General features: G+C 67.5%; 22 protein-coding genes. 11 read left to right on the top strand and 11 right to left on the bottom strand.

The genetic code is table 11. The features are described from left to right. Position 1: 1 nt before the first annotated feature. Entirely contained in the window at positions 2–1,162 is a 1,161-nt protein-coding gene (locus ATO6_RS16280; RefSeq protein ID WP_176440972.1) for a DUF563 domain-containing protein, read from the top strand. On the opposite strand, the gene ATO6_RS16275 is transcribed toward ATO6_RS16280, so the two are convergent. From ATO6_RS16275 to ATO6_RS16260, 4 genes are all read right to left on the bottom strand, one after another. After that, positions 1,148–2,185 (bottom strand): FAD-binding oxidoreductase, encoded by a 1,038-nt coding sequence (locus ATO6_RS16275; RefSeq protein ID WP_088625077.1) that lies wholly within the window; start codon positions 2,183–2,185, stop codon positions 1,148–1,150. The two genes, ATO6_RS16280 and ATO6_RS16275, sit on opposite strands and share 15 nt — an antisense overlap. Positions 2,186–2,200: 15 nt before the next feature. Continuing rightward, the gene (locus tag ATO6_RS16270; protein ID WP_088625076.1) at positions 2,201–2,542 is read right to left on the bottom strand and encodes a DUF427 domain-containing protein; all 342 of its coding nucleotides are present in this window, start codon (positions 2,540–2,542) and stop codon (positions 2,201–2,203) included. Positions 2,543–2,655: 113 nt separating this feature from the next. Further along, positions 2,656–4,455: an aminopeptidase P family protein gene (locus tag ATO6_RS16265; RefSeq protein ID WP_088625075.1), complete on the bottom strand. Its 1,800-nt coding sequence runs from the start codon at positions 4,453–4,455 to the stop codon at positions 2,656–2,658. Between the two features lie 150 nt (positions 4,456–4,605). Continuing rightward, positions 4,606–5,793: an alpha/beta fold hydrolase gene (locus ATO6_RS16260; RefSeq protein ID WP_088625074.1), complete on the bottom strand. Its 1,188-nt coding sequence runs from the start codon at positions 5,791–5,793 to the stop codon at positions 4,606–4,608. A gap of 151 nt (positions 5,794–5,944) precedes the next feature. On the opposite strand from ATO6_RS16260, the gene ATO6_RS16255 reads away from it, so the two are divergent. Further along, positions 5,945–6,136 carry a hypothetical protein gene (locus ATO6_RS16255; RefSeq protein ID WP_088625073.1) on the top strand — a complete coding sequence of 64 codons (192 nt, stop codon included), beginning with the start codon at positions 5,945–5,947 and terminating at the stop codon, positions 6,134–6,136. Between the two features lie 36 nt (positions 6,137–6,172). On the opposite strand, the gene cobT is transcribed toward ATO6_RS16255, so the two are convergent. After that, positions 6,173–8,050, bottom strand: coding sequence for a cobaltochelatase subunit CobT (gene cobT / locus ATO6_RS16250; RefSeq protein WP_088625072.1), 1,878 nt, complete (start codon positions 8,048–8,050; stop codon positions 6,173–6,175). A gap of 71 nt (positions 8,051–8,121) precedes the next feature. Continuing rightward, complete coding sequence (locus ATO6_RS16245) at positions 8,122–8,571, bottom strand: helix-turn-helix domain-containing protein (RefSeq protein WP_254919182.1); 450 nt, start codon at positions 8,569–8,571, stop codon at positions 8,122–8,124. A gap of 82 nt (positions 8,572–8,653) precedes the next feature. On the opposite strand from ATO6_RS16245, the gene ATO6_RS16240 reads away from it, so the two are divergent. Then, positions 8,654–9,262 (top strand): NADPH-dependent FMN reductase, encoded by a 609-nt coding sequence (locus ATO6_RS16240; RefSeq protein ID WP_088625070.1) that lies wholly within the window; start codon positions 8,654–8,656, stop codon positions 9,260–9,262. 1 nt (position 9,263) lies between these two features. On the opposite strand, the gene ATO6_RS16235 is transcribed toward ATO6_RS16240, so the two are convergent. From ATO6_RS16235 to cobS, 3 genes are all read right to left on the bottom strand, one after another. Further along, complete coding sequence (locus tag ATO6_RS16235) at positions 9,264–9,641, bottom strand: hypothetical protein (protein WP_088625069.1); 378 nt, start codon at positions 9,639–9,641, stop codon at positions 9,264–9,266. Positions 9,642–9,776: 135 nt separating this feature from the next. Continuing rightward, positions 9,777–10,469, bottom strand: a complete 693-nt coding sequence (locus ATO6_RS16230) for an aspartate/glutamate racemase family protein (RefSeq protein WP_088625068.1) — start codon at positions 10,467–10,469, stop codon at positions 9,777–9,779. Between the two features lies 1 nt (position 10,470). Next, complete coding sequence (gene cobS / locus ATO6_RS16225) at positions 10,471–11,454, bottom strand: cobaltochelatase subunit CobS (RefSeq protein WP_088625067.1); 984 nt, start codon at positions 11,452–11,454, stop codon at positions 10,471–10,473. Between the two features lie 129 nt (positions 11,455–11,583). Between cobS and ATO6_RS16220 the strand changes: the two genes are divergently transcribed. From ATO6_RS16220 to ATO6_RS16190, 7 genes are all read left to right on the top strand, one after another. Further along, the gene (locus ATO6_RS16220; protein ID WP_088625066.1) at positions 11,584–12,126 is read left to right on the top strand and encodes a sigma-70 family RNA polymerase sigma factor; all 543 of its coding nucleotides are present in this window, start codon (positions 11,584–11,586) and stop codon (positions 12,124–12,126) included. Positions 12,127–12,140: 14 nt separating this feature from the next. Continuing rightward, on the top strand, positions 12,141–12,812 hold the full coding sequence (locus ATO6_RS16215) for an anti-sigma factor (protein ID WP_217899019.1): 672 nt from the start codon (positions 12,141–12,143) through the stop codon (positions 12,810–12,812). Between the two features lie 281 nt (positions 12,813–13,093). Further along, a complete protein-coding gene (gene msrB, locus ATO6_RS16210; protein WP_088625064.1) occupies positions 13,094–13,561 on the top strand; it encodes a peptide-methionine (R)-S-oxide reductase MsrB in 468 nt (155 codons plus the stop codon). 92 nt (positions 13,562–13,653) lie between these two features. Then, positions 13,654–14,079, top strand: coding sequence for an OsmC family protein (locus ATO6_RS16205; protein ID WP_088625063.1), 426 nt, complete (start codon positions 13,654–13,656; stop codon positions 14,077–14,079). An 80-nt stretch (positions 14,080–14,159) separates the two neighbouring features. Continuing rightward, on the top strand, positions 14,160–15,569 hold the full coding sequence (locus tag ATO6_RS16200) for a cytochrome ubiquinol oxidase subunit I (protein ID WP_088625062.1): 1,410 nt from the start codon (positions 14,160–14,162) through the stop codon (positions 15,567–15,569). Continuing rightward, complete coding sequence (gene cydB / locus ATO6_RS16195) at positions 15,566–16,591, top strand: cytochrome d ubiquinol oxidase subunit II (protein ID WP_088625061.1); 1,026 nt, start codon at positions 15,566–15,568, stop codon at positions 16,589–16,591. The genes ATO6_RS16200 and cydB overlap by 4 nt, the downstream gene beginning before the upstream one ends. Further along, positions 16,591–16,689 (top strand): DUF2474 domain-containing protein, encoded by a 99-nt coding sequence (locus ATO6_RS16190; protein WP_088625060.1) that lies wholly within the window; start codon positions 16,591–16,593, stop codon positions 16,687–16,689. Before cydB ends, ATO6_RS16190 begins: the two co-directional genes overlap by 1 nt. A 205-nt stretch (positions 16,690–16,894) precedes the next feature. Here the strand turns inward: ATO6_RS16190 and ATO6_RS16185 are convergent, their stop codons facing one another. Next, a complete protein-coding gene (locus ATO6_RS16185) occupies positions 16,895–17,518 on the bottom strand; it encodes a J domain-containing protein (RefSeq protein WP_088625196.1) in 624 nt (207 codons plus the stop codon). A gap of 74 nt (positions 17,519–17,592) precedes the next feature. Here ATO6_RS16185 and ATO6_RS16180 point away from each other — a divergent pair, with 74 nt between their 5' ends. Continuing rightward, positions 17,593–17,850: a BolA family transcriptional regulator gene (locus ATO6_RS16180; RefSeq protein WP_088625059.1), complete on the top strand. Its 258-nt coding sequence runs from the start codon at positions 17,593–17,595 to the stop codon at positions 17,848–17,850. Between the two features lie 5 nt (positions 17,851–17,855). Here ATO6_RS16180 and ATO6_RS16175 read toward each other — a convergent pair whose 3' ends face one another. Beyond that, complete coding sequence (locus ATO6_RS16175; protein ID WP_088625058.1) at positions 17,856–18,344, bottom strand: DUF4177 domain-containing protein; 489 nt, start codon at positions 18,342–18,344, stop codon at positions 17,856–17,858. Between the last annotated feature and the right edge of the window lie 115 nt (positions 18,345–18,459).

Here is an 18,459-nt window from a genome sequence, read left to right as displayed (position 1 = left end):
CATGACCGACACCCCGGAAACCCCCGAGGATCCGCACGACCCGGCGGGCAAGCCGCAGTCCGGCGGGGGCTGGTCCGAAGCGCTGATCGACCTCAAGGGGGCCGTCGTGGTGCCCCCGGTCGAAAGCGCCTTCGTCCAGGCGGCCGGTGTCCTGCATTCCGATGGCCGCTATTGCGGCGAGGGGGCACTGTGGCGCAAGTGGCGGCCCCTGACGACCGAACCGGCGATGCCAAAGGGGAAGGTCGATACGCTTGAGGGCAAGTGGATCTGGGGCGGGGTGCTGTGGCAGCATTTCGGACACTTCCTTGCCGAAAGCACCACGCGGCTCTGGGCGCTGGATCTGGTCAGGGATGCCGATGGCGTCCTGTTCATTCCCAAGCGGCCCAAGGTGGGCGAACAGGTCTCGGGATTCCAGTCGGCGTTCTTCGACCTGATGGGCTCCAACCTGCCGCTGCGGGTCGTGACCGATCCCGTGCGTGTCGATCATCTGGTCGTGCCGGGGCAGGGGTTCGGACTGGGCGAGATCATTCGCGGCACCGACGCCTATCGCGGCGCGATCCACCGCAGCTTCGGCAAGGGCGTGACCGCCGAGGGGCCGGAGAAGCTCTATATCTCGCGATCCGAGCTTGGTGTGGGTCGTGGCGGACTGATCGGCGAGACGCGGCTGGAACAGTATCTTGTCGCCGAGGGCTATGAGATCTTCCATCCGCAGAAGCATTCGATGGAGGTGCAGGTCGCCCGCTACAAGGCCGCGAAATACGTGATCGGCGCCGAAGGGTCTGCGCTGCACATGTTCGCGATGGTGGCCCGACCCGAGCAGCAGACAGCGGTGGTGCTGCGGCGCAGGTCAACGGCTTCGAATTTCATCGAACAGCACATGGCCAGTTTCGGCGGGCGCGAGCCGCTGGCGGTTCAGGCGCTGCGGCGGATCTGGATGCCCGAGGGCACCACGGCCAAGCGCATGGGGCTGGGCGAGCTGGATTTTCCCAAGGTCGAACTCATGCTGGCCGCCGAGGGTTTCGTCAGCGGCAAGGCGGGCTGGTCCGACATGGAAGATGCCGAGGTGATTGCCCTGATGGGCAAGCGTGTCGGGAACATGCAGGCGGTCGACACCCGCCGCAAGCGGCGCCGGCGAGAGGCGCGGGCCTCAGCCGCCGAGTGAGGCGGCGATCCGCGCGGCGATGACCGGGGCCAGAGTGACTCCCGGATGGCCGACGGCGAGGTGCAGGTTCGGCACGCCCGCGACCGGACCGGCGAGCATGTTGGTGTCATTGCGCGGAATCGGGCGGGACGCGATCCCGGCGCTGGCGATGCGCCAGTTGCGCAGGCCGGGAAACAGCCGCTGCGCCGTGGCGCGTTGCTTTTCGGCCAGCGCGTCGCGGTCGGTCTTTTCGGTCTGCGACACGGAGGCGGCGACGAGGAAATGGCCGTCGCGCCGGTCCTTGCGGATCTCCAGGTCCGGGCCGGACATGGCCAGCGCCGGGGCGGGGCCATCCGCCGTCAGGGTGATGAGCGCCGAGGGCGACAGCATGACATCGGGCCGCTCGATCCCCTCGGGCAGCAGGCCGGTGCTGGTGCCGCCCGCCGCGATCACCACGTGATCGGCGGGAATCGTCGTATCGGTCAGCCAGACACCCGCCGCGCGGTCGTCCTTCATCCAGATGCCCAGCACGGAATGCCCGAAGGCCAGCAGAGCGCCATGATCCGAGGCATCCTTGGCCAGTCTCTCGGCCGCCAGCGCCGGGCGCAGGAAGATGTCCGACGCCGAATAGGCTGCGACCGGTGGCGGAGAGGCAAGATGCGGAGCAATGCGCGCAATCGTCTCGGGCCCGGCCAGCACCACATCGGCGCCGAGCGCCTTGCGTTCCGCCACCAGCGCCTCGGTCTCGGCCGGATCGGCGCGCCAGACCATCGCACCGTCCCCTGCGGCGAAGAGCTTGCGATCCATCTGTTCGTTCAGCACGTCATAGGCGCGGCGGCCCTCGGCGCGGACGGCGAAGGCCTCGGGCGAGGGCGGGCGGTAGCCTGCAAGCTGGGTCATCCAGCCGAACGACCGGCCCGACACGCCGCGCCCCGGCGACATCGCGGCGTCGATCAGCGTGACGTCATGTCCGGCCCGCGCCAGCTGGCGCGCGACCATGGCGCCGACGATCCCGGCGCCGACGATGGCGATGCGTTGACCCATGGGTGATGTGTTGCCTCAGACCCGTTCGACCGTGACGGTGTCGCTGGAATAGAAGGCGAGGTGGTCCTTGATCTCGGCCACCTGATCCATCGGATCCTCATAGCTCCAGGCCGCGTTCTTCAGCTCGGTGCTCTTGGTGAAGATCGAGTAATAGGTCGCGTCGCCCTTCTTGGGGCAATGGGTGGTGTGGTCGGTCTTGTCGAGGAAGGCCATCGCGATGTCGCCGCGCGGGAAGTAGATGACGAAGGGGCGGTCCCCCTCGGTCAGTTCCAGCGCGTTGCGGCTTTCGGCAAGGACGGCACCTCCGGCACGGACGGTCCATGTGCCGGGGGCCTTTCGGATCGTGATGTCGGTCATGCGGTCTCTCCCATCGGGTCGTATCGGGGTCGGATGACCCCAACAGGTAACAGTGTCATGTCAGGATGGCCGATCCCGCGCGGAATGTGTCGTCGGGGATGCGGCGTGCCGGGTCAGATCGGCTCGGTCGCGCGATGCAACCATATTGCGGCCGCGCCGTCCAGACGTGGCGCGATCTTGTCCCGACATGCGGAATGGTAGGCGTTGATCCAGTCGACCTCGGGCCGGGTCAGCAGGGTGCGGTCGATCAGCGAGGTGTCGATCGGCACCCATGTGATCGTCTCGAAATGCAGCATGTCCCGCGGGTCCGCGCCCTCCAGCGCCGGGGCGGGCTGCACGACGATCAGGTTCTCGATCCGGATGCCGAACGCGCCCTCGCGATAATAACCCGGTTCGTTCGACAGGATCATGCCGGGCTGAAGCGGCACGTCGGAGATACGGGACAGACGCTGCGGCCCCTCGTGGACGCAGAGGTAGGTGCCGACGCCGTGCCCTGTGCCGTGGTCGTAGTCGAGCCCCGCCTCCCAGAGCGGACGGCGGGCGAAGGCGTCGAGGTGCATCCCCGCCAGCCCGCGCGGAAAGCGCAGGCGGGACACGGCGATCATGCCCTGTAACACGCGGGTGAAGCAGGCTTTTTCCTCAGACCCGGCGGTGCCGACCACCAGCGTGCGGGTGATGTCGGTGGTGCCGTCGAAATACTGCCCGCCGCTGTCGAGGACGATCAGGTCGCCCTCTTCGAAGCCGCGGTTGCTGTCGGTGCTGACCCGGTAATGCGGCAGCGCGCCATGGGGACCGGAGCCGCAGATCGTGTCGAAGGAGATGTCGAGCAGCGAGTTCGTTTCCGCCCGGAAGCCTTCCAGCGCGGTGACGAGGTCAATCTCGGTCATCCCGCCCTTGTCGGCGGCGTCGAACCACGCCAGCAGGCGGCACATGGCGGCGGCGTCGCGCAGGTGCGCCTCGCGCGTGCCCTGGATCTCGGCCTCGGATTTCGCGGCCTTCGGCAGGATGCAGGGATCCTGCCCCTCGGCGATGTCGATATTCGCGGCCTCGAGCTGCATCCGGACCCAGACCGGGCAGGACACCGGGTCGATCCGCACCGGACCGCTCAGCGCGGACAGGCGGGCAGCGAAATGCGCGGGATCGTGCAGGGCGACGCCGCTGCCCAGATGGGCGCGCAGGTCGTCCGTTACCTTGGCGGGGGCGGTGAACAGCTCCACCGCGCCGTCGGCGTGTAGGATCGCGAAGGCATGCGGCACCGGGTTGCGCGGGATGTCGGAGCCGCGCACGTTCAGCAGCCACGCGATGCTGTCGGCCAGCGTGATGACGGCGGCCTTGTGCCCGGCATTCGCAAGCCCCTCGGCCAGCCGTTTGCGTTTGTCGGCATGCGCTTCGCCCGCGAACTGGAGGGGGTAGGGCTTGATCTCGCCCGCAGGCGGGGAGGGCTGATCCTCCCACACCCGGTCGACGAGGTTTTCCAGCGGTTTCAGCCGGATGCCGCTGCCGGTCAGCGCGCGGGTCAGCGTGTCGATCTCGCCCGTCGCGTGCAGCCACGGATCGTAGGCGACCGTGCCACCCTTCAGATGCGCCTTGAGCCAGTCGGCGGGGCGCGTCTCGGGCCAGTGCACCGGGGTGTAGACCTCGGGCGCGACCTGGTCCTTGACCTGCACCCGGTAGCGCCCGTCGATGAACACGCCCGCGACATCCGCCAGCGCGATGCAGAACCCGGCGGAGCCCGTGAAGCCCGTCAGCCACGCCAGCCGCGCATCGTGCTCGGCCACGTATTCACCCTGATGCGCATCGGCGCGGGGGACGATGAATCCGTCGACGCGGGCGTCCTTCATGGCCCCGCGCAGGGCGGCAAGGCGGGCCGGGCCGGTCTCGGGCGAGGTCGGGGTGTCGAAGGTCTGGAACAAGATGGCGTGCTCGCTGAGGGGAGGGCGTTTCCGGCAGAATAGGGATTTTGGTCCGGGTTGCCAGACGTCGCGGTCATTTGGCCGGGAGAGGCGGGGGGCGGTGCCTGAGGCTCTCGCGGCGGCGGCAGCCGGACTGCGCGAGGCGTTCGCCTAACCCGGCCTGCCCAGGAATTCGAGCGTCGCGTCCAGATGCGCCTGCCACAGCGGATGTCCCAGCAGGGGCATGTGGTTCGCGGTGTCGAAGGTGATCAGTTCCGCGTCCGGGATGCCGGCGGCCAGCTTGCGCGCCTCGGACACCGGGTGAATGCGGTCGCGCCGGGCGTGCAGGATCAGCGTGGGGCAGGCGATGCGGGGCAGCAGGTGCAGGACCGAACTGGTGTGCTGCAGGTGTCGCAGGGCCATTTCCGCCTCGGGATCGACGGCTTCGCGCATCACGCGGGCCAGTCCCTCGACGGCCTCGATCGGTCCCTCGGGCAGGTAGGCGAGCAGGAAGGTGCTGCCGAAGGCGCCCTCGGGATTGCGCCAGCCTTCCGTGACAAGCTGCATCATCGCCGCGCTGCCCGCGTCGCCCGTCAGGGCGCGCCGTTCCCAGCCCTCGGCATATCCGCCGACGATCAGCATCCGGCTGACCCGTTCGGGGTAGCGCGCGGCGAAGTGGATCGCTGTCAGCGCCGCGCCGGAGCGGGCGAGCAGCGCGAACCGCTCAAGCCCCGCCGCGTCCGCCGCCGCTTTCAGCTCGTCGGCCTGCAGGTCGTAGTCGAGCTGCGGCATCCCGCGCCCCGACTGACCGGTGCCGGACGGGTCGTATCGCAGCAGGGTGTTCTGCGCGCCGATCGCCTCGAACAGGGCGCGTTCGGTGGGCAGGGTCCAGTCCGCCTCGAGATCCGTGGCGATGTAGCTGGCGATCACCACCGGTGGCCCCGACCCGCTGAGCGACCATGCGACCTCGCGTCCGTTCGGGGTGGTGGTGTAGCGGATGCGGGGTGGCGGCGAAGCGGCGGGGGCGGGCGCGGCGGAGGGGGCTGCGCCCTCGACGGTGACGGTGACGGCGAGTTTCAGTCCGCGCCGGCTGACCGTCTGAATGACCGCCTGACGCTTGCCATCGTCGCCGACCGCCTTTCGGGCCGAGGCGATACGGGCCGAAATCGCGCTTTCCGATACGATGCGTCCCTGCCAGACGCGGCCGACGATCTCGTCACGGGTCAGCAGCCGGTCGGGGGTCTCGACCAGCAGCTGCAGCAGGTCGAAGACCTGCGGCTCCACCGCGACCGGCACGTCGTCGCGGAAGAGAACGTGGCGGTCCGTGTCGAGCACGCAGGAGGCGAAGCGGTATCGCATGCAGCGATTTGGCCCCGAAGCTGGCCGCCGGGCAAGGGTTTAGCGGTGCCCAGCGAAATCTCGGGGAATTCTAAGGAAAGTCTCGGGGGTTCCTGCAAGCGGGCGGCGCGAGCGGCGGGCAGGGTGGTGTCAGCAACGAGGAGACACGATCATGATGCCCCATTTCGATACCCGACTGATGCAGCACCGCGGCCCCTTCGTGGACCTGCCCGATGACAGTGAACGCGCCGCGCACAGGATGCGGCGGGAACTCCGGCGGCAGGAACTTGAGCACATGCTGTTCCGCGTGCAGCAGGTCTGGCGCGCGCTTCGCCGGATCGGGCGCGGGCGCGTCAGCCAGTAGGGCGGCCGGGCCGGTCGTCCGGCCCGGATCACTGCCTCAGCTGGCCTTCCTGATCCCCATGAACCGGGCCCGCGCGCGCGGGTCGCTGTCGAACAGGGCGGCCAGTTGCTCGGTCATCGCACCGGCCAGCTGGTCGACATCGGTGATCGTCACCGCGCGGTCATAGTAGCGGGTCACGTCGTGGCCGATGCCGATGGCCAGCAGTTCCACCAGCCTGCGCTTTTCGACCATCGCGATCACGTCGCGCAGGTGCTTCTCGAGGTAGTTCGCGGGGTTCACCGACAGGGTCGAATCGTCCACGGGCGCGCCGTCCGAGATCACCATGAGGATCTTGCGCTGCTCACGTCGCATCAGCATCCGGCGGTGCGCCCATTCCAGTGCCTCGCCGTCGATGTTTTCCTTGAGCAGGCCCTCTTTCATCATCAGCCCGAGGTTCGGGCGCACCCGGCGCCACGGCGCGTCGGCGCCTTTGTAGATGATGTGGCGCAGGTCGTTCAGGCGGCCGGGCTGCTGCGGGCGGCCATCGGCCAGCCACTTCTCGCGGCTCTGCCCGCCTTTCCACGCGCGGGTGGTGAAGCCGAGGATCTCAACCTTCACGTTGCAGCGTTCCAGCGTCCGGGCCAGCACATCGGCGCAGATCGCGGCGATCGAGATCGGACGCCCGCGCATCGAGCCGGAGTTGTCGAGCAGCAGCGTCACCACGGTGTCGCGGAACTCAGTGTCCTTCTCGACCTTGAAAGACAGCGGCGTCGTCGGGCTGGCCACGACACGGGCCAGCCGCCCGGCGTCGAGGATGCCTTCCTCGCGGTCGAATTCCCACGACCGGTTCTGCTGGGCCTGCAGGCGGCGCTGCAGCTTGTTGGCCAGACGCGACACCGCGCCCTTCAGCGGTTCGAGCTGCTGGTCGAGATAGGCGCGCAGGCGTTCCAGTTCGACCGGATCGGCGAGATCCTCGGCATTCACCTCTTCGTCGTTGTCGGCGGTGTAGACGAGGTAGTTCGGATCGGCCTCGGACGCGGCGGGCGGGGGCGGGGGCTCCAGCGGAGCCTCGCCCTCGGGCATCTCGGCCTCTTCGCCCATCTCCTCGTCGGCCATCTCGTCCATGCTGACGGTGGCCTCGGACGGATCCTGCTGTTCGTCCTGGCTCTGTTCCGGGCTCGCCTCGGCGTCGTCGTCCTGCTGGTCGTCGGAGCCGGTGGAATCGGGCTGTTCCTCTTCCTCCTCGCCTTCGATCGCCTCGTCGGGATCGTCCTCGTCGGTGCCGTCCGGGTCGTCGCCCAGCTGGTCGCCATAGCCGAGGTCGTCGATCACCTGCCGCGCGAAGCGGGCGAATGCGGTCTGGTCGGACAACTTCTCGGACAGGTCTTCGAGCGTCGTGCCCGCCCGGTCCTCGATGAACCCGCGCCACAGTTCCATGACGTTCTGCGCACCCGCAGGCATGTCGCGGCCGGTCGCCAGATGGCGGACCAGATAGCCCGCGGCGACCGAAAGCGGCGCATCGGCGGGCTGGGTGATGCCTTCGTAGCCGAGGCGGCGCGCCTCGGCGCCAATCTTGGCGTCGATGTTCTTGGCGGTGCCGGGCATGTCGCGGGCGCCCATGGCCTCGCAACGCGCCGTCTCCATCGCCTCGTAGAGCTCGCGCGCCAGTGCGCCGGGGGGCGAGTATTTCGCGTGGGTGGCGGCGTCGTGGTAGCGGTGGTGCAGCGCCAGCGCATCGGCGGTGCCACGGGCCAGCAGGACCTCGTCCTTGGTCATCCGGCGGCTGACCTGCGGCAGGCGCACGCTGTCGGCGGTCTTGCCCGAGGGATCGACCGTATAGGTGACGTTCAGCTCGGGATCGTGCGCCATGACCTTGGTGGCCTCGGCGAGCGCCTTCTTGAACGGATCTGCTGGGTTGTCGGACGGTTTGTTCATGGCTTTTGTAGACCACTTCGCCTCGTTCCCGGCAAGAGGCGTTTGACGGCTCCAGGGCTGGCCGAGGCCGCTCATTCCGGGGTGCGGGCGTCGTAACTGCTGCGCGCGGCGGCGATGCGTTCGCGGTTGTCCACGGCCCATGCGGCAAGGTTCGACACCGGGACCAACAGGCAGTGCCCCATCTCGGTCAGCGCGTATTCGACCGAGGGCGGGCGCGTCGGTGTCACGGTGCGCGAGATCAGGCCGTCGCGTTCGAGGTTGCGCAGGGTGGAGGTCAGCATCTTCTGCGAGATGTTGCCGATCCCGCGCTTCAGCTCGTTGAACCGCATCGGGCCGTTGCCGAGGTAGGACACGATCAGCACCGTCCATTTGTCCCCGATCCGGGACAGCATGTCCGACACCGCCTCGCAACTGCCCTCGGGGCCGTGGAACTTGTTCATCTCGTCTTTCATGCGGGCGATGTCTCTGCCGTTTTGCGCAGCCTCTGTGCAGCCGTGCACCGGGTTTTGGGGTGGTTTCATCAAGGTGCCTCCTTGCGACTCTTTCAAGTCTCCATTGTATATAAGGGCACCAAGAGAAACCTACTACCCACCGGAGAGTGAAATGACCTCGAAACCCCGTATCGCCGTGATCCTCGGCACCGCCCGCCCCACCCGCTGGGGCCACAAGCCGGCCGAGTGGATCCGCGACCGCATCGCCGCAGACGGCCGGATGGAGGTCGAGATCCTCGATCTCGCCGACTACGATCTGCCCTTCTTCGCCGAGCCCGCGTCGAACCGCTGGATGCCCTCGAAGGACCCCAAGGCCCTGAAATGGCAGGCCGATCTGGACAAGTTCGACGGCTATGTCTTCGTCGTGGCCGAATACAACCACTCGATTTCCGGCGTGCTGAAGAACGGTCTGGACCAGGCGTTCAATGAATGGGGCCGCAAGCCTGCCGCGATGGTCGGCTATGGCGGCGTCGGCGCGGCCCGTGCGGTCGAGCATCTGCGCGCCATCGCCATCGAACTGCGGATGGCCAACGTGGCCAACGCCGTGCACATCGCCGGCGGCGAGCTGATGAAGGTCCACCCGATGGGCGGCGGCACAGCCGAGCTGACGGACATCGAACCGGCAATCGGTGCATCGGCTGATGCGATGATCGAAGAGCTGTTCTGGTGGTCCAACGTGCTGAAGGGCGCGCGGGCCGAAGAGGCCGCCAAGGCCGCCTGATCTAAAGCAGCAACGCCTCGCAGGCCGCGACTTCGCGGCTGGCGAGGGAACCGGCGATGCGCGCCTCCCTCGGGTGCGCATCGTTGCGTGAGCGGGTCAATAGCTGGGCCTGCGCCATCTTCGCCTCGATCTGGTGGGCCAGCACCTCGCGCCCGCGGTCGGGGTCAAGGACGGCATCCAGAAGGGCGATCATCCGCAACCGTTGCGCCTGCGTGTGTTCCGAGGCGGGCGGGTCGGTGATCCACTGATGCTCCATCATCGCCGAAAGCCGCCCGGTGCAGGCGGCGAAGGTGAGGACCGGATCGTCGGAGGTGGAAGGCATTGCCGCCGCGCCGGTGGACACCAGCGCCAGGGCCGTTGCGGCAAGATGAGTTTTCATTCTGCCCATAAATTATACGTTAGCGCCGAAAATACGTCTGTAAAGCGCGCAGTTTGAAAACTTTTACAATATGTAGCGGAACAGGCTCAGCCCGCCGCAACGCGGCGCGTGGCTGTCGTCAGTCCGAATAAGCTCTCAGTCGCCCGGCAGACCGGCGAGGTCACAGGACAGCCGCGCCAGCAGATCGACGTGGATGTCCAGCGCGTCGATGAACGGGTAGCCGGGATCGTGCTGCCCGTCGAAGGCGAGGTTCAGGTCGGTTCCGGCAAGGATCACCGCCTTTGCACCCTGCACCTCGACCATCTCGCGCCCGGCCTCGAACAGGGTCGCCCGTTGCGCATCGGTGCAGGTGCCCGACACCGCGATGTCCTGATAAAGCCTGCCAAGCGCGTCCAGATCGCCAGCGGGCGCCACCGCCTCGACCCGTCGCAATTGCCCGAAAAGCCGAGTCCGCATCAGGTTCGCGGTGCCGAGCAGCCCGACGCGGCTCAGCCCCTGCGCCGCGAAATGATCGTCCATCGGCGCGATGGCGCTGACGAGGGGCAGGGGAGAGATCGCGGCCAGCTCGTTGAAACAGAAATGCGCGCCGAGCGAGGTCAGTGCTGCACAGTCGCAGCCCGCGTCCTTCAGCCGGGCGACATGGCGCGCGAAACTTTCCGCCTGCGCCTCGGGCCGCCAGTTCAGGTTGTTGGCGATCAGCTCGTCGATATCCGCATGCACCAGCGTCATATGCAACTGGCCGCCCAAGGCTTTCGCCCGGGCGGCCAGTCGCTGGTAATAGACGAGGCTGGCCGCGACACCGATGCCGCCGATCAGCCCCAGATGCATGTCAGCTCGCCATCGAGGCGGCGCTCTCCGGCAGTTCCTCGTCAAAGCAGCGCTGGTAGAACTCGGCCACGGTCTGGCGCTCGAGCTCGTCGCACTTGTTCAGGAACGTCAGGCGGAAGGCGTAGCCGATCGAGCGGAAGATCTCCGCGTTCTGGGCCCAGGTGATCACGGTCCGGGGCGACATGACGGTCGACAGGTCGCCGTTCATGAAGGCGGTCCGGGTCAGGTCCGCGACGGTGACCATCTGCTTGACGGTCTTGCGGCCCTTCTCGTTGTTGTAATGCGGCGCCTTGCTGAGGACGATCGAGGTTTCCGCGTCGATCGACAGGTAGTTCAGCGTCGCGACGAGGGACCAGCGGTCCATCTGCGCCTGGTTGATCTGCTGCACGCCGTGGTAGAGACCGGTCGTGTCGCCAAGGCCCACGGTGTTCGAGGTGGCGAACAGGCGGAAATACTTGTTCGGCGTCAGGACCTGGTTCTGGTCGAGCAGCGTCAGCTTGCCGTCATGTTCCAGCACGCGCTGAATCACGAACATCACGTCCGCGCGGCCGGCGTCGTATTCGTCGAACACGATGGCGACGGGGTTGCGCAGCGCCCAGGGCAGGATGCCTTCGTGGAACTCCGTGACCTGCTTGCCGTCCTTCAGCTTGATCGCGTCTTTGCCGATCAGGTCGATCCGGGAAATGTGGCTGTCGAGGTTGACGCGGACGCAGGGCCAGTTCAGGCGGGCGGCGACCTGTTCGATGTGCGTCGACTTGCCCGTGCCGTGGTAGCCCTGGATCATGACTCGGCGGTTGTGGCTGAAGCCCGCGAGGATCGCCATCGTCGTGTCGGGGTCGAATTTGTAGGTGCTGTCGATCTCGGGAACACGGTCCACGCGGTCCTCGAAACCCTTCACGATCATATCCGTGTCGATGCCGAACACCTCGCGGACCGAGATTTCTTCTGTCGGTTTCGCGTTGATATCGTTCGATCCGTCCGCCATGGTCGGGGTGTCCTCTTATCCGGCCCTATATTGCACGGCCCGTCGTGCCCCATATCGCGGACGGACACAAGAGGAAGGGCGCATTGCCACAGATGGCTGGCGTCTCAGGGGCAGGGAGTGAGTGTCGAAGTGGCGACCCGAGAAGATATCGAGGCGTGGATCGCGCGCGCGGCGCTTGGTGATCGCGATGCGTTCCAGCGTCTTTATGGAGCGACTTCGGCGAAACTATTCGGCATATGCCTGCGTGTCTTGTCCACAAGGTCCGAAGCTGAAGAGGCGCTTCAGGAGGTCTTCCTGAAAGTCTGGAACAATGCGGATCGCTACAAGGCGGGCGGGACGTCTCCGATGACCTGGCTGATCACGATCGCGCGGAACCATGCGATCGACCGGTTGCGTGCGCGCCGGGCACAGGGGGAAAGCCTCGACGCGGCGGAGATTGTCGCGGACGGCGGACCCGGTCCCGAAGCGCAGGCGATTGCCGCCGACGAGCGGGGGAGGATAGTGGCCTGTCTCGGCGAACTTGAGCCGGACAAGTCGGAAGCGGTGCGGCTCGCCTACTTGCAGGGCGAGACCTATGCCGATCTTGCGGAACGCTTCGGCGTGCCGTTGAACACGATGCGGACCTGGCTGCGCCGGTCCCTGCTGAAACTTAGGGAGTGCCTGACGCGATGAGCGCAGATGGCGACATGGACGACGACGACCGCGTGCTGGCGGCCGAATATGTGCTGGGCCTCCTCAGTGCGGCCGAACAGCGCGCGTTCGAGGCGCGTCTCACGTCTGAACCTGCGCTGCGCGACGAGGTCGCCGCAAGGTCCGAGGATTTCGCGGCGATGACCACCGGCATCGAACCGGTGGAACCGCCGCGTCGGGTCTGGGATGGGATCAACGCCCGTCTTTTCTCGGAAGAACCGCGGGTCGGCCTGCTGGAACGGCTGGGCATCGGCCGGATCCTGGCCGGGGCCGCGCTGGCCACCGTGCTGGTCTTCGGGGCGATGCAGCTGGGCGTGCTGATGCCGGAAACCGCGCCCGAGTTCCGGGCCGAGCTGTCGGGCGAGGACGCGCTGCGGTTCCGGGCCGATTACGACGCGGACACCGGCAGCCTCGTGCTGACCCGTCTCGGCGGGACGGCGGCAGCTGGCCGGTCCTATGAATTCTGGCTGATCGCGGGCGGCAACGCGCCGGTGTCGGTCATGGTCTGGCCGCGTGACGCCGAGAGCGAGGAAATCATGCTCCCCGCCCCGATCGCCGCGGCCCTGCCGGGCGGAACGCTGGCGATTTCGGACGAACCCGAAGGCGGTTCGCCGACAGGCGCGCCCACGGGCGCCGTGCTGGCCGCGGCCGAGGTTCAGCCGATCTGATCCGGGTCTCCGGATCCAGCAGGTGAAACTATTGGCCGGGGCTCCCGTATCTTCTGGTGCCGGTAAGCGAAAGCTGGCTCCGACCGGTGGTGCGTCGCTTGAGCGTTTGTCTCCGCGTGCGGCGCGCGATCCTGGCTGGGCGTCGACCCCCCCACGGGCGACCGCTCGCCGGCGCGGTGTCGTCTTCCTTCGGCGGCACCGCGCCTCACACCATTGTGCATCCGTCGGGATTGCCCGGCGTCGCCGACCGGTCCCAGACTTACATGAAAGGAGGCCACGCCATGAACCGCCGCCGTTTCACCACTGCGATTACCCTGGGCAGCATCGCCGCCGGATTGATCCGCCCTCGCGCCGCGCAGGCTTGGGAGGTCGAACGCAGCGCCGCCGAGTGGAAGGCCATGCTCAGCGACCTGCAATACCGTGTCATGCGGCAGGAGGGGACCGAGCGCGCCTATACTTCCCCGCTCAACGACGAAGAACGGCAGGGCACCTTTCTGTGCCGCGGTTGCGACCTGCCGCTCTATTCCAGCGCGCACAAATACGACAGCGGCACCGGCTGGCCGAGTTTCTGGCAGGCGTTGCCGCAGGCCGTCGGAACCAAGCGCGATCTCAAGCTGGTGGTGCCCCGCACCGAATGCCACTGCCGCCGCTGCGGCAGCCATCTGGGCCACATCTTCAACGACGGCCCGCAACCCACGGGCAAACGGCACTGCATCAACGGCGTATCTCTGAAATTCGCCGCCGCCTGAGCGGGCAGGCGCGCGGGCAGGGGCGGCCCGCGCTTGACCCCACGCCATTGCGCCACACCCTCCTGCGGGACACGAAACCAAAGGAGGCGCAAATGTCCAAGCGCAAAGGATCCGCCGTATGGCAGGGTGATCTCAAGACCGGCAAGGGCCGCATCTCGGCTCAGTCCGGCATCCTCGAGGACGCCCAGTACGGCTTCAACACCCGGTTCGAGGACGGCCCCGGCACCAACCCCGAAGAGCTGATCGGCGCGGCCCACGCCGGCTGCTTCTCGATGGCGCTGTCGAATATCATGGGCGAGGACGGCGTCGTCCCCGACGAGATCGCGACCACCGCCACCGTCACGCTGGAACAGAAGGACGGCGGCTTTGCCATCACCAAGGTGCACCTGGACGTCACCGCCAAGGTGCCGGGCATGAGCGACGCGGATTTCCAGACCGCCGCCGGCAAGGCCAAGGAAGGCTGCCCGGTCTCCAAGCTGCTGAACGCCGAGATCACGATGGACGCCAAGCTGGGCTGATCGCTTGGCGGATTGTCGCAGCCTGTCGCCACGGCGGCAGGCTGCGCTAGACTACCCCTCGACACCAATGCGAGGCGGCGATGGACACGTTTCTTGGCCTTGATGCCATAACACTGGCCCGGATCCAGTTCGGGTTCACCGTCGCGTTCCACTTTATCTTCCCGGCCTTTTCCATCGGCCTAGCCTCCTACCTCGCCGTTCTGAACGCCATGTGGCTGATCAAACGCGACGAGATCTGGCTCCGGCTCTTCAACTACTGGATCAAGATCTTCGCCATCACCTTCGCCATGGGGGTCGTCTCGGGGATCGTCATGTCCTACCAGTTCGGCACCAACTGGTCGGTCTTCTCGGATCGCGCCGGGCCGGTGATCGGGCCGCTCATGGCCTACGAGGTGCTGACGGCCTTCTTCCTCGAGGCCGGGTTCCTCGGCATCATGCTCTTCGGCCGGGAAAAGGTCGGTGACGGTCTGCACATGATGGCGACCGCCTTCGTCGCGGTCGGGACCGCGATCTCGGCCACATGGATCATCTCGGTCAACTCGTGGATGCACACGCCGCAGGGCCATGTGATCGGCGAGAACGGCCAGTTCCTGCCCGAGGACTGGCTGGCCATCATCTTCACCCCGTCCTTTCCCTATCGCCTCGCCCATGCCCTGACCGGGGCCTACCTGACGACCGCGCTGGTGGTCGGCGGGGTGGCGGCATGGCACCTGCTGACCGGGCGCAACGACAACCGCGCGGTGCGGCGGATGTTCTCGATGGCGATGTGGATGGCGGCGCTGGTCGCGCCCCTGCAGATCTTCATCGGCGACATGCACGGGCTGAACACGCTGGAACATCAGCCCGCCAAGGTCATGGCGATGGAGGGCCATTTCGAGAGCCACCCCGAAGGCGCGCCGCTGATCCTGTTCGGCCTGCCCGATCAGGCGGCGGGCTTGGTGCGCTATTCGGTCGAGATTCCAAAGCTCTCCTCGCTGATCCTGAAGCATGACCTGAATGCCCCGCTCGACGGGCTCGACACCATCGCGCCCGAGGATCAGCCGCCGGTGGCGGTCGTGTTCTGGTCGTTCCGCGTGATGGTGGCGCTCGGCTTCGCGATGCTGGGTCTCGGCCTGTGGTCGCTCTGGCTCCGCTGGCGCGGGCGGCTCTATACCGCGCCGTGGTTCCTGCGCGCGGCGGTGCTGATGGGGCCGTCGGGTTTCGTCGCCGTCACGGCGGGCTGGATCACGACCGAGGTCGGCCGCCAGCCCTGGACGATCTACGGGCTGATGCGCACGGCGGACAGCGCCTCGCCGCTTGACGCCCCCGCCGTCGGCGCGTCCCTGATCGTTTTCATCTGCGTCTATTTCGCGGTCTTCGGGGCAGGGGTGATGTACCTCCTGCGCCTGATGGGCCACGCGCCCGAACCGGGTGAGCCCGAAGGGCCGGACACCGAGGGTCCGATCCGGACAGCCGGCCGACAGGCCGCCGCGCAGGAGGACAAGGTATGAGCCTCGCCGTTTCCTTCGACCTGACCGTGGCCTGGGCGCTGCTGCTGGCGCTTGCGGTCTGGATTTACGTGGTTCTCGACGGGTTCGACCTCGGGATCGGCATCCTTTACCCGGCGTTCCCGGAGCGGCGCTCGCGCGACCTGATGATGAACGCGGTCGCGCCGGTCTGGGACGGCAACGAGACTTGGCTGGTTCTCGGCGGCGGGGGGCTGATGGCGGCCTTTCCGCTGGCCTATGCGATCATCCTGCCCGCGCTCTATCCGCCGATCGTGGTGATGCTGCTGGCGCTCGTCTTCCGGGGCGTCGCGTTCGAATTCCGCTGGCGGGCGCAGACGCCGGGCGGGCTGCGGCTCTGGGACACCGCGTTCTTCGGCGGCTCGCTCATCGCCGCGCTGGCGCAGGGGATAACGCTCGGCGCGCTCTTGCAGGGGATCGAAGTCGAAGGCCGCGCCTATGCGGGCGGATGGTGGGACTGGCTGACGCCGTTCTCGGTTCTTTGCGGGGCGGCGGTTGCGGTCGGCTACGCCTTCCTTGGCGCCTGCTGGCTGGTGCTGAAGCTGGAGGGCGAGGACCAGACGCCCTTCCGCCGCCTCGCGCGGCTGCTCGGGCTGGTGACGGTGGGCTTCGTCGTGGCCGTCTCGCTGGCGACGCCCTTCCTCGACGGCGACTATTACCTGCGCTGGTTCACGTGGCCCTCGATGGCCCTGGCCGCGCCGGTGCCGGTCGCGGTGGCGGTGATCGTCCTGCTGCTGGCCCGGTCGCTGACCCGGCACGAACAGGACTGGCTGCCCTTCGTCCTCGGCCTCGCGCTGTTCGGCCTGTGCTTCCTTGGCCTCGGCCTGTCGATGTGGCCGCACGTGGTGCCGCCCTCGGTCACGATCTGGGATGCCGCCGCGCCGGAAAAGAGCCAGGTCTTCATGGGAATCGGGGCGCTCGTGCTGTTGCCCGTGATCCTGGGCTACACCGCCTACGCCTACTGGGTGTTCCGCGGCAAGCTCGACCCGGACAAGGGCTACCACTGATGTGGTGGCGCCGGGCGCTGTGGTTCGCCGGGCTGTGGCTGGCCGGGGTCGGGGTCATCGGCGCCGTGGCATGGGGTATCCGCTCGGTCCTGCTCTGACCGTCCCCTGCTTCTTCTGGTTCCAAATACTTTCGGGGGGAGTCGGGCCGCAGGCCCGGCGGGGGGCAGACAGCCCCCCTTCGCCGGGTGGGGCCGGGAGGGCGCTTAGGTGAGGGCGATAAGAGGGGCAGACCTCTGAGGGTGCGGGACTCCGCAGATGCTTTGCATCCGCTCTGTCCGGCCGCGCAGATGCTGCGCATCCGCGCTACTTAAAGTTCCGGCTGTCCTTGATCTGGTCCCACGCCCAGACAACCTGCTGCAACTGCTCCTCCTGGGACCGGTCGCCGCCGTTCATGTCGGGATGCAGCACCTTGATCAGCGCCTTGTAGGCCTTGCGCACCTCGGCCTTGGTCCAGTGGTCCTTTGCGTCGAGGATCTCGATCGCCTGCCGCTCCTTCGGCGGCAGACGGCGCCCGCCACCGTTCGACTTGCCGGGATTGCGCGTCGCGTTCGCGCCCAGCACCTGGTGCGGGTCCTCGATCCCCAGACGGGCCCAGGCCCGCGCCTCGGGATCGCCCATGGGCTTGGTCTGGCGGTCCCAGACCCGGTCCTTGGACATCTGCGCGTTCATCTCGGCCTCGGTGGTGCCGTCGAAGAAGTTCCACTTCAGGTTGTACTCGCGCACATGGTCCCGGCAGAACCAGTAGAAGTCGTCCAGCACGTCCGGCGCCTTGGGCGCGCGGTACTGGCCCGCCTCCTCGCAGCCCTCGTGTTCACACACCCGGGTCGAGGTGTCGGATGCCCCCGTCATCCCCCGGCGGCCACGGGTAGTGCGCTTCTTTGCGGAGGAGACGGACATATCGAATCCGAACGGATCAGCTTTTGGCATCATGCATCCTTTCCGAGTCAGGCCGTGCAGTCTAAGCTGTCCCCCAGAGGTTTGAAGGGGTTGACAGTAAAAAAATGTCAAAGACGGCAGAGATCCGCACGCGCCTGCAGCAGGCATTCGATCCGGCAGAGCTGGAGGTCATCGACGAGAGCGAGAAACATATCGGACACGCGGGATATCAGGAAGGGGGCGAAAGTCACTACCGCGTGCGCATGCGCGCGGGTGCACTGGCTGGAAAGAGCCGGATCGCGCGGCACAGGGCCGTTCACACGGCGCTCGGGCCCGATCTGATCGAACGGATCCACGCACTCGCACTCGATCTGGACGGGTAGGGCGCTCAGCGCTCCGCGGCGGTGCGGCCGTCAGTGGCCGGGGCCGCCTCGGCTGCGGTGCCGCCAGCGATCCGGCCGCCCAGCAGGGTGGCCGCCCGGCGGCGCAGCGCATCGGCCAGGCCCGGGTCGACGGTTGCCCCGTCCTGCGGCGTTTCGTCCTCGGGCGGGGTCGCGGGCGGTTCGGCCTGCGCCGGTTTCCTGGACACGGCGTCTTCGGGTGCGGCCAGAAGGCGGGGCTGGAACGGGGCGGGATCGGCGGCGCGGGCGCGGCGGAAGACCAGCACGTTGCGATAGGTCGTCGTCACGCCGGTCAGGCCCTGCCGTTCTTCCGAGGGCAGGGTTTCCGCGCGCTGGTATTCCCAGCCGTCCAGCGCCATGCGGTTCATCAGGTCCTCGATGGCATGGGCAAAGCGGTCCTCGGTGCCCCTGATACCCTTGCCCTTGAGGCCGCGCGTCGGCGCGGGCACCACCCTGTACTCGTAACTTGCCGGCATACGGCTCGGTCCCTCGCAATTCGGTGCGGCGCTCAGACGGTCGCGCGGCGTTGCGTTGCAGCCTCGGGGATTCCCCCGGCCGAGACAAGCGCGCGCCCGCGATGCCCTTGATTTC

Origin of the sequence: Oceanicola sp. 22II-s10i (assembly GCF_002210105.1) — a bacterium.
GTDB lineage: Bacteria > Pseudomonadota > Alphaproteobacteria > Rhodobacterales > Rhodobacteraceae > Pseudooceanicola.
The sequence above is the reverse complement of the archived record's forward strand: the minus strand, read 5'-3'. Positions and strand labels throughout refer to the sequence as shown.

What these genes read in the sequence shown, in the direction of transcription:
- ATO6_RS16280 (WP_176440972.1), top strand. Translation starts at nt 2, where the DNA reads ATGACCGACACCCCGGAAACCCCCGAGGATCCGCACGACCCGGCGGGC.
- ATO6_RS16275 (WP_088625077.1), bottom strand. Translation starts at nt 2,185, where the DNA reads ATGGGTCAACGCATCGCCATCGTCGGCGCCGGGATCGTCGGCGCCATG.
- ATO6_RS16270 (WP_088625076.1), bottom strand. Translation starts at nt 2,542, where the DNA reads ATGACCGACATCACGATCCGAAAGGCCCCCGGCACATGGACCGTCCGT.
- ATO6_RS16260 (WP_088625074.1), bottom strand. Translation starts at nt 5,793, where the DNA reads ATGCGATACCGCTTCGCCTCCTGCGTGCTCGACACGGACCGCCACGTT.
- ATO6_RS16255 (WP_088625073.1), top strand. Translation starts at nt 5,945, where the DNA reads ATGATGCCCCATTTCGATACCCGACTGATGCAGCACCGCGGCCCCTTC.
- cobT (WP_088625072.1), bottom strand. Translation starts at nt 8,050, where the DNA reads ATGAACAAACCGTCCGACAACCCAGCAGATCCGTTCAAGAAGGCGCTC.
- ATO6_RS16245 (WP_254919182.1), bottom strand. Translation starts at nt 8,571, where the DNA reads ATGAAACCACCCCAAAACCCGGTGCACGGCTGCACAGAGGCTGCGCAA.
- ATO6_RS16240 (WP_088625070.1), top strand. Translation starts at nt 8,654, where the DNA reads ATGACCTCGAAACCCCGTATCGCCGTGATCCTCGGCACCGCCCGCCCC.
- ATO6_RS16235 (WP_088625069.1), bottom strand. Translation starts at nt 9,641, where the DNA reads ATGAAAACTCATCTTGCCGCAACGGCCCTGGCGCTGGTGTCCACCGGC.
- ATO6_RS16230 (WP_088625068.1), bottom strand. Translation starts at nt 10,469, where the DNA reads ATGCATCTGGGGCTGATCGGCGGCATCGGTGTCGCGGCCAGCCTCGTC.
- cobS (WP_088625067.1), bottom strand. Translation starts at nt 11,454, where the DNA reads ATGGCGGACGGATCGAACGATATCAACGCGAAACCGACAGAAGAAATC.
- ATO6_RS16215 (WP_217899019.1), top strand. Translation starts at nt 12,141, where the DNA reads ATGGACGACGACGACCGCGTGCTGGCGGCCGAATATGTGCTGGGCCTC.
- msrB (WP_088625064.1), top strand. Translation starts at nt 13,094, where the DNA reads ATGAACCGCCGCCGTTTCACCACTGCGATTACCCTGGGCAGCATCGCC.
- ATO6_RS16205 (WP_088625063.1), top strand. Translation starts at nt 13,654, where the DNA reads ATGTCCAAGCGCAAAGGATCCGCCGTATGGCAGGGTGATCTCAAGACC.
- ATO6_RS16200 (WP_088625062.1), top strand. Translation starts at nt 14,160, where the DNA reads ATGGACACGTTTCTTGGCCTTGATGCCATAACACTGGCCCGGATCCAG.
- cydB (WP_088625061.1), top strand. Translation starts at nt 15,566, where the DNA reads ATGAGCCTCGCCGTTTCCTTCGACCTGACCGTGGCCTGGGCGCTGCTG.
- ATO6_RS16190 (WP_088625060.1), top strand. Translation starts at nt 16,591, where the DNA reads ATGTGGTGGCGCCGGGCGCTGTGGTTCGCCGGGCTGTGGCTGGCCGGG.
- ATO6_RS16185 (WP_088625196.1), bottom strand. Translation starts at nt 17,518, where the DNA reads ATGCCAAAAGCTGATCCGTTCGGATTCGATATGTCCGTCTCCTCCGCA.
- ATO6_RS16180 (WP_088625059.1), top strand. Translation starts at nt 17,593, where the DNA reads ATGTCAAAGACGGCAGAGATCCGCACGCGCCTGCAGCAGGCATTCGAT.
- ATO6_RS16175 (WP_088625058.1), bottom strand. Translation starts at nt 18,344, where the DNA reads ATGCCGGCAAGTTACGAGTACAGGGTGGTGCCCGCGCCGACGCGCGGC.